The organism is Pseudoalteromonas sp. Ld20 (assembly GCF_045064175.1).
GTDB classification, from domain to species: domain Bacteria; phylum Pseudomonadota; class Gammaproteobacteria; order Enterobacterales; family Alteromonadaceae; genus Pseudoalteromonas; species Pseudoalteromonas neustonica.
In genome coordinates this window covers 79,660-97,465 of record NZ_JBISHB010000026.1, presented here as the reverse complement: position 1 = coordinate 97,465, position 17,806 = coordinate 79,660, and the positions used below count along the sequence as shown (strand labels likewise).

Annotated in this window: 16 protein-coding genes; 10 read left to right on the top strand and 6 right to left on the bottom strand. The window is 40.8% G+C overall.

Annotated elements, in window-relative coordinates; all coding sequences use genetic code 11:
* Positions 1-23: 23 nt before the first annotated feature.
* The 3 genes from ACJJVX_RS02580 to ACJJVX_RS02570 are packed head-to-tail and all read left to right on the top strand — an operon-like array spanning position 24 to position 4,732.
* Positions 24-1,472, top strand: coding sequence for a sodium:solute symporter family protein (locus ACJJVX_RS02580; protein WP_405629972.1), 1,449 nt, complete (start codon positions 24-26; stop codon positions 1,470-1,472).
* Positions 1,465-2,421 (top strand): sugar kinase, encoded by a 957-nt coding sequence (locus tag ACJJVX_RS02575; RefSeq protein WP_405629969.1) that lies wholly within the window; start codon positions 1,465-1,467, stop codon positions 2,419-2,421. Before ACJJVX_RS02580 ends, ACJJVX_RS02575 begins: the two co-directional genes overlap by 8 nt.
* Positions 2,414-4,732 carry a family 20 glycosylhydrolase gene (locus ACJJVX_RS02570; RefSeq protein WP_405629967.1) on the top strand — a complete coding sequence of 773 codons (2,319 nt, stop codon included), beginning with the start codon at positions 2,414-2,416 and terminating at the stop codon, positions 4,730-4,732. The genes ACJJVX_RS02575 and ACJJVX_RS02570 overlap by 8 nt, the downstream gene beginning before the upstream one ends.
* 84 nt (positions 4,733-4,816) lie before the next feature.
* On the opposite strand, the gene ACJJVX_RS02565 is transcribed toward ACJJVX_RS02570, so the two are convergent.
* The 4 genes from ACJJVX_RS02565 to ACJJVX_RS02550 form a co-directional block, all read right to left on the bottom strand.
* Positions 4,817-5,191: a GNAT family N-acetyltransferase gene (locus ACJJVX_RS02565; RefSeq protein WP_405630306.1), complete on the bottom strand. Its 375-nt coding sequence runs from the start codon at positions 5,189-5,191 to the stop codon at positions 4,817-4,819.
* Positions 5,192-5,665: 474 nt separating this feature from the next.
* On the bottom strand, positions 5,666-7,012 hold the full coding sequence (gene astB / locus ACJJVX_RS02560) for an N-succinylarginine dihydrolase (protein WP_054204121.1): 1,347 nt from the start codon (positions 7,010-7,012) through the stop codon (positions 5,666-5,668).
* 569 nt (positions 7,013-7,581) lie between these two features.
* Positions 7,582-8,592, bottom strand: coding sequence for a zinc-binding alcohol dehydrogenase family protein (locus tag ACJJVX_RS02555; protein ID WP_054452267.1), 1,011 nt, complete (start codon positions 8,590-8,592; stop codon positions 7,582-7,584).
* Positions 8,593-8,690: 98 nt separating this feature from the next.
* A complete protein-coding gene (locus ACJJVX_RS02550) occupies positions 8,691-9,122 on the bottom strand; it encodes a MarR family winged helix-turn-helix transcriptional regulator (protein WP_054204123.1) in 432 nt (143 codons plus the stop codon).
* Between the two features lie 128 nt (positions 9,123-9,250).
* Between ACJJVX_RS02550 and ACJJVX_RS02545 the strand changes: the two genes are divergently transcribed.
* The 4 genes from ACJJVX_RS02545 (at position 9,251) to ACJJVX_RS02530 (ending at position 14,218) form a co-directional block, all read left to right on the top strand.
* On the top strand, positions 9,251-9,679 hold the full coding sequence (locus tag ACJJVX_RS02545) for an organic hydroperoxide resistance protein (protein WP_054204124.1): 429 nt from the start codon (positions 9,251-9,253) through the stop codon (positions 9,677-9,679).
* Positions 9,680-10,053: 374 nt separating this feature from the next.
* Positions 10,054-10,341, top strand: coding sequence for a hypothetical protein (locus ACJJVX_RS02540; protein WP_054204126.1), 288 nt, complete (start codon positions 10,054-10,056; stop codon positions 10,339-10,341).
* Positions 10,342-10,362: 21 nt separating this feature from the next.
* Positions 10,363-11,973, top strand: coding sequence for a PepSY-associated TM helix domain-containing protein (locus ACJJVX_RS02535; protein ID WP_405629961.1), 1,611 nt, complete (start codon positions 10,363-10,365; stop codon positions 11,971-11,973).
* 124 nt (positions 11,974-12,097) lie between these two features.
* On the top strand, positions 12,098-14,218 hold the full coding sequence (locus ACJJVX_RS02530; RefSeq protein WP_405629959.1) for a methyl-accepting chemotaxis protein: 2,121 nt from the start codon (positions 12,098-12,100) through the stop codon (positions 14,216-14,218).
* Between the two features lie 66 nt (positions 14,219-14,284).
* On the opposite strand, the gene ACJJVX_RS02525 is transcribed toward ACJJVX_RS02530, so the two are convergent.
* The gene (locus tag ACJJVX_RS02525; RefSeq protein ID WP_054204129.1) at positions 14,285-14,875 is read right to left on the bottom strand and encodes a TetR/AcrR family transcriptional regulator; all 591 of its coding nucleotides are present in this window, start codon (positions 14,873-14,875) and stop codon (positions 14,285-14,287) included.
* A gap of 108 nt (positions 14,876-14,983) precedes the next feature.
* Here ACJJVX_RS02525 and ACJJVX_RS02520 point away from each other — a divergent pair, with 108 nt between their 5' ends.
* Complete coding sequence (locus ACJJVX_RS02520) at positions 14,984-15,526, top strand: carboxymuconolactone decarboxylase family protein (RefSeq protein ID WP_054204130.1); 543 nt, start codon at positions 14,984-14,986, stop codon at positions 15,524-15,526.
* 68 nt (positions 15,527-15,594) lie between these two features.
* On the opposite strand, the gene ACJJVX_RS02515 is transcribed toward ACJJVX_RS02520, so the two are convergent.
* Positions 15,595-16,122: a hypothetical protein gene (locus tag ACJJVX_RS02515; protein ID WP_405629956.1), complete on the bottom strand. Its 528-nt coding sequence runs from the start codon at positions 16,120-16,122 to the stop codon at positions 15,595-15,597.
* A 49-nt stretch (positions 16,123-16,171) separates the two neighbouring features.
* Between ACJJVX_RS02515 and ACJJVX_RS02510 the strand changes: the two genes are divergently transcribed.
* A complete protein-coding gene (locus ACJJVX_RS02510; RefSeq protein ID WP_405629953.1) occupies positions 16,172-16,531 on the top strand; it encodes a DUF1294 domain-containing protein in 360 nt (119 codons plus the stop codon).
* Between the two features lie 45 nt (positions 16,532-16,576).
* Positions 16,577-17,779, top strand: coding sequence for an iron-containing alcohol dehydrogenase (locus tag ACJJVX_RS02505; RefSeq protein ID WP_405629951.1), 1,203 nt, complete (start codon positions 16,577-16,579; stop codon positions 17,777-17,779).
* Positions 17,780-17,806: the final 27 nt, after the last annotated feature.

Sequence of the window (17,806 nt, the reverse complement as noted above, 5' to 3'; positions counted from 1 at the left end):
GGATTGGTGCAGCAGGGTGTCTTATGAAGTGGCAATTATTAATGGCCTTTTTAGGTTACTTAGGTTTTATGATCTGGTTTGGCTGGTGGGTAAGCCGCAATTCTAAAGGGGGAGATAACTTTTTACTGGGTGGACGTAACTTACCGTTTTTTCTTACGTTAGGCACTACCGTTGCCACTATGGTTGGCACCGGCTCGTCAATGGGGGCGGTCGGGTTTGCTTACTTAAATGGCTGGGCAGGGATGATTTACGGCCTTGGCGGCGCGTGTGGCATTTTGCTGCTGGCCAAGTTATTTGCGCCGGTGCGCGAGCATCAATTTATGACCATGAGTGAAGAAGTTTCTTACTATGTTGGAGCCCACCCATTAGTCAAAAATACCATTGCCGTGTTTATTTTTGTCGCCAGTATTGGCTGGTTAGGGGCACATATTCTTGGCGGTGGTATGTATTTAGCGTGGCTGACTGGGCTATCACCGTTTTCAGCCAAACTGATTATTGCCTTAGGTTTTAGTATTTATGTGGTGATTGGTGGCTATGTTGCAGTGGTATGGACTGACTCGATTCAGGCGTTGATATTATTTGTTGGATTTTTCTTGATGGCGGGAGTCGCGCTGTACGAGATAGGCGGTTTAGCAGAGATGGCAAGTGCGCAGCCAGCTGTTAATCAAAGCTTTTTATCACTCGATAAAATTGGTTACGTACATGGTTTATCATTATTTTTTGCGGTATTGATTGGTGTGTTAGTGGCGCCATCATTTCGCCAGCGAATTTACTCAGGCAAACATGTAAAAAGTATTCGCCAATCGTTTTATTTATCAGGCGGGTTGTATTTAGTGTTTGCTATTGTGCCTGCCATTATTGGCATGGTGGCCTATGCACTTAACCCCGCATTAGAAAACAGCGCCTTTTCGTTCCCGTATATGGCGTTTGAATTATTACCGTTTGGCTTAGCGGCTCTGGTCATTATTGCGGGCCTGTCGGCGACAATTTCCAGTGCTAGCTCTGATGCCATTGCCGCAGTGAGTGTATTAATACGCGACCTTTATAGTTTAGTGTTTAAACGTATGCCCCACGCCAAAGACGTGGTGATGCTGTCGCGTATCGGTTTAGTGATGACCATAGGTATTGCTTTATTATTGGCGCTACTGACTAACGACGTGATTGGTTACATTACCAATATGATCGCTACTTTGATGTCCGGCTTATGTGTCTGTGTGTTATTTGGCCATTTTTGGCCGCGTTTTAATTGGCAAGGCGCGATCACCGCTTTGGTTGTTTCGCTGTGTGTATCGCTGGCGATTATCTTAATGCCCAATTGGCTGGCTTATTGGAGTAATCCTATTATTCCAGCTACCTTAGCATCCGCTGCGTTAGCGGCAATCGTCACTTTACTCACTCCTGTACAAACGTGTACATCAGCACAAGCTTTGGCTATTTTACAAGCGCAACGCGAGGAAATGCAGCATGATTAAAATAGCGTTTTTTGGTGAAGCGATGCGCGAGTTATCGCTAAATAATACACTGTGTTTTGGTGGTGATACCTATAACAGTGCGGTGTATTTAAAGCGGTTATTAATGAGTCGCGCTGAGGTATATTTTGCATCGGCAATCGGCAATGATGAATTAAGTAAACAGGCTTACACTCGCTGGCAAAACCAAGGGCTTAATTTACAGTACTTATTACGCAGTGATGCACGTACTTTAGGCTCATATGGCATTTCTCTTGATGATAGCGGCGAGCGGACCTTTCATTACGACCGTAAAAATAGTGCTGCCAGAGAATATTTTAAACTAGATCAACAGCAGGCTTTTTTAGCGGATCTTGAGGATAAACAATTTGATTACGTGTACTTTTCGGCGATTAGTCTCGCTATTTTGGACGATCAAAGTAGGCAGCTATTTATGGCCGCGATTGCGGTTTATAAAAATGCGGGTGGCAAGGTTATTTTTGACAGCAATTACCGTGCAGTACTTTGGCAAAATAAAGCCAAAGCGCAAAGTAGTTATAAGCAAGCCTACGCGTGTGCCGATATTTTATTGGTCACGGATGATGATCACTTTGGTGTTTTTGGGCTTGTTTCGCATCAGCAACTGGTAAATTTTTATCAAGCATACGCACATACCTTGGTGATTATTAAACAAGGGGTTAACGATACCTTGGTAATACAACAGCAGCTGTTAAGGCGTTACCCCGTGCAGCCTGTAAAACGTATTGTTGATACTACTGGCGCTGGAGATGCGTTTGCCGCAGGGTTTTTGGCTGAATACTTAATATCGCAACAGTGTGATGCTGCGGTTGATACGGCGCAACAACTTGCTGCACAGGTTATTGCTGCAAACGGCGCAATTGTGAGCACAACACTTACAACAGTAACGAGTAATCTACTTAGCACCACCGAACAGGACACTGATTATGAATAAGTTTATTTATTTGATTGGCATAATCATGCTCATCGTAGTGCTGCCCAGAACTGCAAGCGCTCAACCTGCGCTCATGCCAAAGCCTGCAAAGGTAATCATGATGACAGGTAAAACCCAATTAAATGCTGAGCTTGGTGTGCATATTAGTAAACAGCATCAAGCGTTATTAACGCCATTGGTGTTGAATTCAACGTTTGCGCAGCAGTTTACTAAGCTTGATTGGCGTGATGTTAAAAACGCACAGTTACAAATAAGTATCAGCCAACGCGCTTCAGCTCTGCCTTATTTGGGTATGGATGAAAGCTATAAAATTGTGATTGCAGATAACTCAATTAAACTCAGCAGTCGTAATCAGTATGGCGTTTTACGTGGCCTTGCGAGTTTATCGCAGTTAATATTTAGTGCCGAAAAGCCCCGCGAACTGACCAATTTAGTTATAACGGATGCGCCTACTTATCCATGGCGTGGTTTATTATTTGATAGTGTGCGCCACTTTTTGCCCATCGAAGACGTAAAACGCACGTTACGTGGCTTGGCCTCAGCAAAATTCAATGTATTTCACTGGCATTTAACTGATGATCAAGGTTGGCGAATAGCGCTAAATAGCTACCCCAAGTTGCATCAACAGGCTTCAGATGGTTTGTATTATAGCCAAGCGCAAATCAAAGACGTGGTTGCGTATGCTGCAATGTTAGGTATTCGTGTGGTGCCAGAGTTTGATGTGCCAGGGCATGCCAGCAGCATTGTAATGGCGTATCCAGAGCTTGGTAGCGGTACAACTTTAACTGAGCTGGAGCGACGTTGGGGGGTATTTAAACCGCTACTCGATCCAAGTAATCCTAAGGTGTATAAATTTGTTGATGAAATAGTGGCAGAGCTTGCGGGGTTGTTTCCTGATCCGTATTTACATATTGGTGGCGATGAAATTGACGACACAGATTGGCAAGCAAACAGCAAAATACAGGCTTTTATGCGCGAGCAAAAATTGGCTGACAGCCATGCACTACATGCTTATTTTAATCAGCGGGTTGCGAAAATATTAGCAAAGTACAATAAAAAAATGATTGGCTGGGATGAAGTACTGCACCCAAGCTTACCTAAAAATACCTTAGTGCAATCATGGCGCGGGCACCATTCACTCGCGGCGATCACCCAAGCAGGCTACGACGGGTTGCTATCGAGTGGTTTTTATATTGATCAACCGCAGTGGAGTAGCTATCACTATCGCAACCACCCGCAGCAACCGGTTAAGCCCAGCGTAACGGCAAACGCTGTGATAGGACATGTTGATTTTACGCTAACACGTTTAAAAGGCAGTGCGGTAACGGGCGACATTACCGTATTTGAAAGTGACGATGATCATGCCGGCATACACGCAATTGTAAACATTGTTGGTAAAGGGGCATTTATTACCGATAACGTGACTAAAACGGCAGATAACTATCAGCTGTTAATCGACACTTGGCTTGGCCCTACGCAACTGACCTTTAATTTATCAAATACTGCTAGTATCTCGGCATATGTGGGCAACACGCCTTATGCGTTTACCAGTCATGGCGCAGATAAGGTATCGCTTATACAGTTAAACCAGCAGTTAATACATGAGCAGCAACGGGTTAAATCAGGCAATGTACTCGGTGGTGAAGCGACAATCTGGGCTGAACTGATCACCACTGATAATCTAGATTCACGCATTTGGCCAAGGCTTTATGCCATAGGTGAGCGTTTCTGGTCACCTGCGAGTGTAATAGATGAGCGCGATATGTATAACAGGCTTGATGTTATGAACCGTTATGCGATTGAAAAAATTGGTTTACAACATCAGCAACAATTTATTCAGCGTTTAAAGCAATTACCAATTAGTTCAAAAGACGATCTTAATGCACTCGTTACTTTTAGCCAGCTGATCGAACCTGCGCACTATTATACTTTGCATCATTTAGCGTTTTTACGTGATGAATATCATCAATTAGCGCCACTGGATAAACTTGTGGATGTACTGCCCGTAGAGAGCCTGACGTTAAAACAATTTGACTATGCGGTGGATGACTATCAGCAATCGTGTGACGATCAGCAATTATTGTTACTACACAGCAAACTACTAAAGTGGCAACAATTACTAGAACGCGAGCAGCCGCTGTTTTTAGCGGTTCAACAATGGCAAGCAAGTTACTCGGCAATACTCCTTGCACTCAAGCAACACGATAAGCTGACTAAGCAGCATTTAGTGAAAAATAACAACGGCACTATTCCCCAAGTTATCGCATCAATTAACCGTTTAAAGAAAGCACGCTTAGGGTGTGGGCAATAGGGACTTAATGAGGAATAGGTTACGTTTGTTTGTAAATCATTGCGTTGCTATTTTAAACGCAATGATTTTAAAGTGGATGGCATTTTAAAGTAGCGGTTTATAAAAATACACAGTAGCGTTAAGTTCACCTGATGAACTCAGTGCAAACTGTGGTATTTGCCCAGCTTCTATATAATTTAATTTATGATATAAACGTGAGGCTACATCACCTAAACGAGTATCAAGCACCAGCAGTGTTAGTTGTTGCTGTAACGCGCTTTGCTCAAGGGTATTCATCAGTTGTTTGGCAAACCCTTGACCTTGATGTTGGCTGTGCACCATGAGTTCTTCAATTTCACCACGATGTGTGCCATTGGCTTTACTACATAACGATAATTGCACAGCACCAATCACCTCAGTTCCAACCGTGATAATAAATAACTCACGGTTGTTGTTTAGGGCGTGTTGACCTTCCGTGATTGATTTTGCAGCAGTATGTTTGGTATTTAGGCAAGGCAGCGCCTATGGTGTGTGATGTTCCCCATAAATAGTTGATAACGCAGTATAAATGCCAAACAGGCGCTGCCCAAAGGGTTCTTCCTAGGGGCGATTAACTCTTTGTTACCTACACGGATGTAGGTAAGGGGCGTGAGCAGGACGCACAAGCTTTGCTCGATTTTTACTTAGCCCACTAGGTTACAAACCTCGCGCCGCGATTAAATCGCCCCTAGGTTGAACAAATTTCAATCCACAAAGGTCAGCACGCCCTAGTAAATCGTTTTCAATACTGTACCAATATTGATCAGCATTTTTGTGGGTTAATGGCGCGATAAAACCAATTGATGCCCCTCAGTTAACACTATCAATGAGTAAATTACTCAGCGAATCTTTAAATTCATGCAGTGAATTTATTTTATAAACTTGAGAGTAGCCAGCGGCGACATCGTGCATTGCTTAACCTTCTAGTTGAAATGGGTAAACAGCGCCTAATTCAAGGTGCTGGGTAAGCTCATCAAGTGCATTATAGCTTTCGATAAGTAAATTAGGATCCGCAAAGTCATCATTGCTGAGTTTGTCGCGGTAGTGTTTATTAGCCCAATCACATAATTGTTGGTACTTGCTATCATTTAAAATGACAGCAGGGTTGACGGCCGCAAGTTCTGGTTGATTTAACGCAACACGCAAACGCAAGCAAGCAGGGCCACCACCATTTTGCATGCTTTGTTTTAAGTCAAAAAATTGCACTTGATCAACGGGGTTGTCAGCCATGATCATTTCTTCAATATAGGAGTTAACGGCTTGGTTATTTTTACATTCATGTGGGGCGACTAATAACATTTTTCCGTTTTTTAGACTAACGAGTTGGCTATTAAATAAATAGCTGGTAACGGCGTCTTGCACGCTTACTTTGGCGGTGGGTACTTCTATAATATGCAGCGTTTTATTCCCCATATAGGCATTTTTTATTTGTTGTAATGCATGCGATTGATTTAAAAAAGCTTGTTGATGGCATAGCAGAACATTGGCATTACCAACTGCAATCACATCATTATGAAATACACCTTGATCAATCACGTCAGGATTTTGTTGGATCATCAATTGGCTAGATGGTTTTAGCTGATGCAGTCGACAAATTGCTTGTGATGCTTCGAGAGTTTGGCGTGCCGGAAACTTACTTGGTTTTGGTAATGCGTTGTTAAATGCGCTGGCACCATACACAAATAACTCAAGTCCTTGTTCGCCATGCTCATCGCCTAAGCGTGTGTGATTAGCTGCGCCTTCATCGCCAAAAAAACCTTGATCGGGCAAGTGAGTGTGGTGACTAAAATAATCATCGTTATTAAACATGGCTTTAAGCAAGCGAGTAGTAGTTTGGGGCTCAAGAGAGCGATGAAATTTATTATTTAAATTAGCGGCCGTAAAATGCACTTTGCCGTCAAGTGTATCGGCTGATGGAGACACTGTACCGGCATTGGCTGTCCACATTGATGATGCTGAATAACATGCACGAACTAACACCGGATCAGCTTTGAATGCTTTACTGATCACTTGTTCAGCAGTGCCTGTAAATCCTAAACGGCGCAGCACATTGATATCAGGGCGGGCATGCGGTGCAAATACGCCTTGGGTCAGCCCTAAATCATGCATTGCTTTCATTTTTGCAAGGCCTTGTAACACAGCCTCTTTTGGGTTTGAGTAACTAGCTGCATTATTGAGCGAAGCTACGTTACCATATGATAAACCGGCATAATTATGAGTTGGGCCAACAAGGCCGTCAAAATTCACTTCTACTGATTTCATTGTCATCTCGTAATTTTAATATCTTGTGTATTAAAACTATACATAAAATAGCCAGTAATAGTTTAATTAAAATGAGCTAATTTTATGCTTTATAAATAACGCGCTCAGGTTAATCATAGTGTTCAGATGCTTCACTGATCGTTAATTGATGTACCGATAGCTTTTTAGCGCTTAGTCTAAGTGCGGATAGTTATTTAACATCTCTACGCTCCTTTTCTGACATAGTGTGTGCATCATTAGCATCATGAACATGCCAAACGCTGATGTCTAAGTGCCATAATAAATACAAAAAGTTACTCATAGCCCGCTCCTTGTTAACGAGGTGATAAAGTTAAATCTCACACTTTATGTGAGTTAATTTTATATAAGGAAGATCTATGCCAGTACGGAAAATTATTTTTATGATATTAAAATCAAATAATTAGGTTTTTTGGAGAGTAAATGTTTGAGTGTAAGCACTAATATAGTGAAAAGTAATGACTAAATTGCACAATACTGGAGCATTAGAATTTAAATTGTGTGGGGGTTTTTGCACGAAATGGCCGGCTTTCGTGCAAAAAGAAATTTGCTTAAAACCCTTCGAGTACTAGTTTACCGCGTGATTGATGAGACTCTAAAATTTGGTGCGCTTTCATTAAGTTCTCAACGCTGATTTTCCCTAGATGTTGGCCTAAGGTAGTTTTAATGGTGCCGTTATCAACTAGCTCTGCTAATTCAGTAAGTAGCTGATGTTGCGCAATCATGTCGTCGGTTTGGTACATCGAACGGGTGTACATAAACTCCCAATGTAGCGAGATACTTTTACGTTTAAGTTTTAAAATATCAAAACTGGCTGGATCATCAATTAACGCTAATTTACCTTGCGGTTTTAGCACTTGAATAATTTCATCAAGGTGTTGCTCTGTATGGGTAAGGCTTATTACATAATCAAATTCAGTAAGCTTTAATTGCGCTCTTTGTGTATCTAAACTTTGTGAATGATCAAGTACCTGATCAACACCTAATTCTTGCAACCAAGTAACACTTTGTGCGCGTGCTGCGGTGCCTACAACAGTTAAATTGGTCAACTTTTTAGCTAGTTGCACTAAGATAGAACCTACACCACCAGCAGCACCAATTACTAATAAAGATGCGGGTTTTGCATCACTGGAGCGAGGTATTTGTAAGCGATCGAACAACAATTCCCATGCAGTAATACTGGTCAGTGGCAATGCTGCGGTTTGGGCATCATTTAAAGTGGTAGGCGCACGACCAACAATGCGCTCATCAACCAGTTGAAACTCTGCATTACTGCCTGAACGAGTTAAATCACCGGCGTAATAAACACGGTCGCCAATATTAAATAAACTCACTTTATCGCCGACTGCTCTTACAATACCCACCGCATCCCAACCAATGACTTTATGACCTTCATCAGGACTTACATTAGCGCGAATTTTTGCATCCACAGGGTTGACCGAAATGGCTTTTACTTCGACTAGCAAATCGTGGTCATGCGCCATTGGTGTCGGTAACTCGATAATTTCAAAAGATTGTTCGTTAAGTGTTTTTGTTGCTGCTAGATATCCAATGGCTTTCATGAGGTAACTCCTTAATGTGTTTATGAACCTACTATAGCTAATTAATTTATATGAAAAAGAGGGTTGTATCTAAAACACTATCAAATATTTTTTGATAGTTAGCTTAAGTCAGTATTGAGTTTATCAAGCAAACTGATTAGCAGGGCTGCTTCTTGCTCATTAATAGATGGGAATTGGCAGCGAATTTTTTCAGGAATATCAGCAGCCTGTTGTTGTAGTTGTAGGCCGTGAGGTTGCAGCTTAACGACTCGCTTACGTTTATCAGTTTCACCTTTGACCACCGCTAAGAGCTGTTTATCGGCCATTTTTTTAAGAATTTGTGTCATTGCGCCACCATCGACCATCGTTTTTTCTAATAGTTGCGCAATACTGACTTTGTCTTCTTCCCAAAGCGCCATCATAACCACATATTGAGGATAAGTGAGATCCAGTTGATTTAATGCATCTCGATAAGCACGTACCACTGAATTTGACGCCATATACAAGCGATGACAAATTTGGTTCTCTAATTTTAATTGTGGGTATTTCATGAATGCTCTCTATACGGCTAGACAATACATTTTAATTTGCACACAAAGTATTTGCAATCATGATTTTTCTGCTTTATTATTTTGCATACAAAATACTTTAACGTTTAACCTTAAATAAGGAAAAGACCATGAAAGAATTACTACAAGTCGCATATACAGCTAAAGCAACTGCAACAGGTGGCCGTGAAGGGTCTGCAAAATCAGACGATGGCCGTTTAAATGTCGCGCTTTCAACCCCTAAAGGCTTAGGTGGCGATGATGGTCAAGGTACTAACCCTGAGCAATTGTTTGCAGCAGGCTATGCCGCATGCTTCATTGGTGCATTAAAATTAGTAGCGGGCCAGGCTAAAATTAAATTACCTGCTGATACCCGTATTGATTCAGAAGTATCAATTGGTCCAATCGAAGGGGGCTTTGGGATTGCTGTAAAACTGGCTGTATTTGTTGGTGATTTAGATAAAACCATCGCTGAAGAATTAGTCGCTAAAGCGCACGAAGTTTGCCCATACTCAAATGCCACTCGTGGTAATATCGCAATTGAATTATCGGTGATCTAAGTTTTGTTAAATTAATTTTAAAAAGGCGCATTTTAAATCAAAATGCGCCTTTTTTACGACCGTTAGTTTATAATCCAGGGCGTTTTACGTACAACAAATAAAGGGTGGTAGCCATGTGGCAGTGTGTTTTTTTGATTTTTTCAATCCTTGGGTGTTGCTTTCTCTACTTAACGAATAAACATCAAGGTGCTTTAATTAATACATTGGCTGTTAAACCGTGGCGAATTTTAGGTTATTTTTTTCTATTCGTATCACTACTGGGGTGGCTTTGGTTGTTTACGATTAGTAACGCAATTTTTACTTGGGTTGTAATTAATATGGTCACACTGGGTTGTGCGCCATTGCTAATAAACCGTAGTAGTAAGGCAAAATAAGTGCGTATAAAAAAAAGCAACAGAATTGCACCTGATTGGTGGACAAAAACCATTGCCGCCACATTACTAGGGTATTTATTAGCACTGGGGTTAGTTGGCCTATTTGCTTGGTTTGGTCCCGGAGGAATAGACGCAAAGAGTAAAGTACAATTTAATGTATGGCTAACGCCACTAATATGGTTATTAATTGTAAGTTTTAGCTTTTTGTTTAAAAGTGGTTTACGTGCTTTTTTATGGCTATCGGCAAGTAATTGTGTGGTGTATGGCGCGCTGTATTTATTTAAATAGTTTATTTATTAAGGTATGTAGATGAAGATACGCAGCGATGTTTTGCGCATTTATCAATTAATCCATAGTTGGACTGGCATATTCGCAGGGATCATACTGTTTATTGGTTTTTTTGCGGGCTCATTAACTATGTTTAAAGATCAGATAGCGCAATGGGCTACCCCGCCTCATCATGTATTAGCGCCAGTAAAGTTTACGCAGTTAGACAGCTTGATCAGTCAGGCAACCAGCAGCCACGACAAAGCCCGTAGCGGGTTTAGCCTCTATTTAAATGATACAACTCGTTCGCCAATGATGTGGTACGAGAAGGGTACTGCACGAGGTTTAGCGTTAGATAAACAACGACAGCATGCAAGTTTAAATGCACAAGGACAACTGATAACACACCGAGCAGAGCAAGGCGTATTGGCTGAGCTTATTGATCAATTACACCGTAGTGCAGGAATAGCAGGAGCTATTGGTTACCGTATAGCGGGAGAATACGTATTAGGCACTGCCGCAATCGTGTATTTTTTGGCAATTGTGTCAGGCATCATATTTTTACTACCCAGTTTAACTAAAAAATTTTTTGCGATCCGTAAAGATAAAAGCGAAAAACGTTTTTGGCTTGATACCCATAATTTAGTGGGTATAACCAGCTTACCGTTTCATCTTGTTATTAGTTTAACGGTTGTGGTCTTTACTTTTAATAGCCAGATCTATGCAAGCTTAGGTACAGCGGTATATGGCGATCAGCCATTATTTCCAAGGAGCAACACCGTAGCTCACGTTTATCCATTTACAGAGTTACCACCGGTAGCGAAATTTCAAGCAATTGTAGATGAGCAAGCCCCTGGCTATATTATCAAAGAGCTTCGTTTTGTTGGTCTTGATACAGCATGGCCATTTGCACAGCTGGGGATTTATAACCCAACAGCGTTGATGCGCGGGCCAACCACCGACTATATTTTTATGCATCCTTTTACACTTGAAGTAAGTAATAATTCAGCCAGTACAGCGGATGATGCAATATGGAATCGCATTGTAGCCAGTTTTTATGCGCTGCACTTTGGTAGCTTTGGTGGTGATATTGGCCGTTGGAGCTATTTTATACTTGGTTTGGGCGGCGCATTTTTATTTTACAGTGGTAACTTATTGTGGCTTGAAAAACGTCGTGTTAAACAACAAAGTGCTGAAAATGTAAAACAAACACGTGCTTGTAGATTAATGGCTGCAGCTACTGTGGGGATGTGTTTAGGATCGATAGCGGGTGTAGCAATCACGATGGTGGTAGCAAAGTGGTTGTATCCGTTGGTAGATAATATAAACCATGCGTATTTATACAGTTACTACGGTGTATTTTTTTCATTTGTGTTTTACAGCTTTTACAAAGGAGCTGCCAAAGCGGCAATTACATTATTAAAAGTATGTATGTTTAGTTGTTTTGCAATCACTGCTACGTCACTTGTAGCAATGTTACTGCCACAACTAGGTTTATACGTTGTAATTAACTTTACGAGTATCGGTGTTGATATTGTTGCGCTTTTAGCGGGGTTTGCGTTTATGTATTTTTATAAAATTACAAAACATCGTGCTCTGTACGGGCCTAAAGACAGCGTATGGGCATTACCTAAGCCGTTATCCACGATTTAATATAAAATATTTACTAATTTATGGTATGAAATCATTAATTAATACTATCTTCCCAATAAATGTAGTTAAATTATTTGTAATTAGACTAGAATATAGACGTAGTTTTAATTAAAGGATAAGTGGAATGCGGCAATTAGCGTTGGCGAAAAAGTTACTATGGCTTACTTTAGGCAGTATTTTTATAACCGTTTTAGTGCTATCAAGTGTGCTTTGGTGGCAACTTTCAAGTAGTAATAAGGTACTTTCAGCACAGGCTGAGACGTTAATAGTGGCTGAAGTAGAAGAAAAGCTAGCAACAAATGCAGCTGCATACGGCGAAAAAATAGCCGGTTTTATTAATGAGGCTTATCGTGTCCCTTTTTCATTGGCTGCTACGCTTGGTAACGAAGCGGCAGACGAAACACTAACCCGTGATTCTGTTGTACAACTTAACCGTTCCATTATTGCTGGTAATTCAATACTTTCATCAATTTATTCGCAATTTGAGGCGAACGGTTTTGATGGTAATGATCAGCAATTTAAAAACGGTTTTGATCATTCGGTCGCAGGTTCAGGTACTTTAGAGATATATTTTACTCGCAGCCGTGAAGGCGTGATTGATCAACAAATTGTCGATGACGCATCAGAAAAATACGTCACAACTAAAAATGAATTTGGCCTACGTGAAGCTGAATGGTACTTGTGTGCAAAAGACAATCGAAAAGCTTGCATAATGGAACCATACCTATACGAAATATCACCGGGTTATTCTGAAATGATGACTTCGTTAACGGTACCTATCCTGCGCTCGGGCAAGTTTATTGGGATCAGTGGGGTGGATATTACCTTACCTGTTTTTCAAACCATGACAGAGCAATTATCAAAAGAACTGTATAACGGTCAAGCTCGGGTTACTTTGTTAAGTTCACTCGATTTGATTGTGGGCAGTAGTCACTACAAAGACAAGTTAGGTCGTCCACTTAAAGAAGCGGTTCCTGGGAATATTTTAGATGATTACGTTGCGCTGAAAAAGAATGCAGGCGTACTAAAGTCAGGTGATGAATATTTAGTTAACTACCCAATTGACATTAAGCTTGCGGGTAGCCAGTGGACATTGCTTGTTGAAGTACCCATAGAGCTTGCCTTAGAAGGGCCGCAAGCGCTTAGCGCAAGTATGCAAGATAATGCTAATACGTTAGGCGGGCTTATACTCGTGTCTGGTTTAGTGATTGCTGGGGCTGCATTTATTATCATGACGTTAGTGATCAAAAGTATTGTTGCGCCACTTAAGCAAATTCAACAGCGAGTTGATAATTTAGCCAGCGCTGAGGGCGATTTAACGCAAACATTATCTGTCGATACTCATGCTGAGTTAATGGCCTTAGCAACTGGCTTTAATGCATTTTTAGAAAAGCTACGCGATATGATTGCTCAGCTCAAAGATGTGTCAGGCCAAACAAAAGATCAAGCACAAATTGCAGCGCATGTTGCCGTAGATACAAAGCAAAATGTACAAGCGCAATTTCAAGAAATTGAAAGCGTAGTGACTGCCATGAATGAAATGAGCGCCACGGCATTGGAAGTGGCCCGTGCATCTGAGCAATCGGCTCAGCAAGCTGATGAGATTAATAGCTTAGTTGTTAGCAGTGAAACAAGTTTGTCGTCTGCAGTAACGCAAGTTAAAACAATGTCTGAAGAAATCAAGCAGGCTAACCAAGCAGTTGAAAAAGTAGCGGCAAGAAGTAACGATATTACACAAATTTTAGATGTTATTCGGACTATTTCGGAGCAAACAAACTTACTTGCTCTTAATGCCGCAATTGAAGCTGCACGTGCTGGTGAACAAGGCCGAGGGTTTGCTGTAGTTGCAGATGAGGTTCGTGCGCTAGCATCGAAAACGCGTGCATCAACAGATGACATAAGTGGCCTAATTGATAACCTACAGTTAGAGGTGGGTAATGCATCAACCGTAATTGAAAAAGGGGTAATTCGTGCCCAAACGGCAGTTGATGAAACGACAGTCGCATTTGATGCATTGCACAGTGTTGTTGTTAAGGTTGAAGAAATAACCAACCAAATTACACAAATAGCGACAGCTGCAGAAGAGCAAAGCTCTGTGACTGAAGAAATCAATCGGAATTTAACGCTTATATCTGATGCAGCATCACAATTAGCTGATTTATCAACGCAAGCGGGAGACGGTAGTCAAATGCTGAATCAACTCGTTGCACAGCAAGATGATGCATTGAATAAATTAAAGACTTAAACCCGCCAACAGGTGTTTTAGATCTTAATACAAAAATGTTGAGATCTAAAACACACTGCTTTTATGCTATTTTAACAGCTGTAAAGATAGAAACATTTGCGCTATTAGTCCCGCAGCTAGCCTATTTGAATTTGGTCTATTTAAATAACTACGCAAGCCAGTAAATTGTATTTGAAAAAAACGCGCATATTCAAGTGCTGTTAAATCCTCAGCGAGCTCACCTTGGCGCTGTGCTTTTGTAAAAATAATACTTAAGAACTCTTCGAATTGACCTAACAAATTTTGACTTAATGTTTTTAGCGTTGGTTGATCGTCACCAAATTCGCTATTTGCTTTAATAAGCATGCATAAGTTGCTAGGAGCATGATGCTGGTCTTCAATCAATACCTGCGTTACAAACATTGTCAACCCATCAAGCACTTTTGAGTGTGCAGCTAAACAGGTATTTAACTTGTTTTGCATTTGCAATGCGTAGTCTTTTAATGCTTCGCAGTATAGACCCTCTTTAGAACCAAACGCAGCATAAATACTACCTGGGCGCATGTTTATTGCATCTTGTAGATCACGGGTTGAAGTGGTGTTAAAGCCTTTTTGCCAAAATAATTGGCTGGCAGTGCGGACAACCGCATCACGCTCGAATTTTACTTTATTGACCATCATCATCACCTTCTTGAACGAATGCTCAATTTTAACTTGAACAATCGCTCAAAATCAAATAGTCTAGATCAGGTAAATACATTTAAATGACAACTTTGGAGTTAAATAATGACCGATTTTACTTTATATACTCAAGATAACGCACCTGAAGCCGCAAAACCTTTACTGACTAAATCAGTCGCTGCATTTGGTATGTTACCTAATTTACATGCTGTCATGGCAGAGGCGCCAACTTTGCTTGAGGGCTACCAAGTACTGCATGAACTATTTCAAAATACGTCGTTTAATGCTGAAGAGTTAACCGTGGTTTGGCAATCTATAAATGTCGAACATGATTGCCATTATTGCGTACCAGCACACAGTGCGATTGCTGCGGGCATGAAAGTTGATCAAAGTATTGTTGATGCATTGGTAAATAAAACACCGTTAGCAGACACTAAACTTGAAGCACTTCGCGAGACAACGTTGGCAATGACGCGTAGTCGTGGCGTAATAAGTGATGAGCAAATAGCTGCCTTTTTTGCTGCAGGTTATGCTAAGCAACAGTTATTGGAAATTATTGTAGGTTTATCACAAAAAGTAATGAGTAATTACACAAATCATCTGGCAGATACCCCAATCGATGCACCATTCAAAAAGTTTGTAAAATAATCAGTTGCTTTTACAGCGCAGACTTTCCTGCGCTGTATCTTGAGGTGGCTTGGGTGTAGTATTTAAAGTTATTTAAAAATAACCTGCTTATCACTACGCGTGTATATACGCTTTTCAGGTTTAGTCCACTCACCTTTTTTTAAATAAGAAGTCGACACTATAAACTCGCCGTCTTTATAGTCACTAATAGATTTAACTTTAGTAATCCCTTCTTTTGATCCTGTTACAGTTTCGTATGCAACAAACTGTGTTGGGCTCAATACCTTCATAGTACCTTTAGTGTAAAAGCCTGCAGTAGTGAAATAATAAAATACCAGTGACTGTTGCTCACGATCCCAAAAAATCATCGACTCGCCACCGTACTCACCTTCGTTTATCGAGTGCTTGGTATGAATTGCTTGCCCATTTAACGCACGTTCCCATATACCTACATCTTGAATTTTTGGTTTGTTATCAGCAACCTTGAAATCAGCTTGCCATGTACCAAGGTAAGGTTTAAATACTGCTAGCTCATGGGCTAGCTCGCTAGGTTGGGCGTGAGCAAAAAACGCCAAAGTGAGAAGAAAGGTTAAGGTAAGTGTTTTTATATATGACATAATTAGCGCCTTTAGTTGTTATTCTTTGCATAGTATAGGCGATAGTTCATTGATTAAAAAAATCTTAGTTATTTTTTCGAGTAGTTTTTTGTGTGTGTTAGTACTAGGCGGCTTGCTTGGCTATTGGGCTGCAATTATAAGCTGTGCGTATGTTCTAATGACGGTTATAACTATTTGTGTTTATAAATGGGATAAGCATTTAGCTATGGCAAAGCCAAAGCAATCAACAAGAGTACCTGAACGTAGTTTGCATATTTTAGCGTTAGTTTGCGGCTGGCCAGGGGCATTGATTGCACAGCAATGGTTTCGGCATAAATCACAAAAGCGTTCATTTATTGTTGTGCTGTGGCTAACCATTTTTCTAAATATTAGTGTGTTAGGTGCGGCGTATTACTGGCAATTTATTTAAATTGCTGCATTATCAGGTTATATAAAAATAAAAAAGCTAAATATTATGCATGTTTTTTACCGCTGTTATCACTTTATTTTAAAATGTATTGTCATTTTCATTGGTATACCTCACCCACGTTTATATCAAGGTTATTCGGGGCTAGAGCAATGGGCAGCCCAATGGAATAGCGAAAAACCTGTGTTAGTCGTCAGTGACGCGACCTTACAAAAGCTTGGCGTGCTTAAGCAGACACTAGCGCAACTTGACGAGAAAAAAATAACTTGGCATTTATATACTGATGTTGCTCCAAATCCTACCATAGACAATGTTGAGCATGGCCTTGAAATGTATATAGAACATCATTGCACAGGCATTATTGCCATTGGTGGGGGCTCGGTAATGGACTGCGCTAAATTGATTGGAGCACGTGCCGTGAGGCCTAGTAAATCGGTAAAACAATTAAAAGGGCTTTTTAAAGTACTTAAATCTTTACCGCCTTTGTGTGCTATTCCAACAACAGCAGGAACAGGCTCAGAAACCACTGTTGCAGCCGTTGTTAACGACCCTAATACCAAAACAAAGTATGCCGTAACTGATTTTTCATTGGTGCCAAGTGATGCGGTTTTAATTGGCGAACTGACACAAAGTGTGCCTGACTTTATTACAGCTGCAACGGGTATCGACGCGTTAACGCATGCCATCGAGGCGTATATAGGGACTATTGGCTTAGCATTTAGCAATGAAAAATCACTCCAGGCGATAGATCTTATTTTAAAAAACCTTAAAGTTGCTTATAACGAAGGTGATAACTTAGTTGCCAGAGAGCAAATGTTACTGGCCTCTTTTTACGCTGGACAGGCATTTACCCGTACATCGGTAGGGTATGTACATGCTATCGCGCATCAATTTGGCGCGCAATATGGCACCGCACATGGTTTAGCTAATAGTGTACTATTAATGCCTGTTTTGAGGTTTTATGGCAAAGTAATATACCCTAAACTGGCTGAGATTGCGGATTATTGTAAGTTGACACAGCCCCAGCAAAGTACTGAGCAAAAGGCGTTGTTATTACTTAAAACGTTTGATGATTTATTAGCATCTTTAGCCATACCGAAAATGTTACCTGAGATAAAAGTAAACGATATATCGGGTATTTCACAAGCGGCAATGAAAGAAGCGCATCCAGATTATCCCGTGCCAGTATTTATGAGTCATTCACAATGTGAAGCAATTGTTCTGCAATTAACTCAGCAATCAAGTCAGTAATAGGCTTTAAGCGTATGAGTTTGGCAA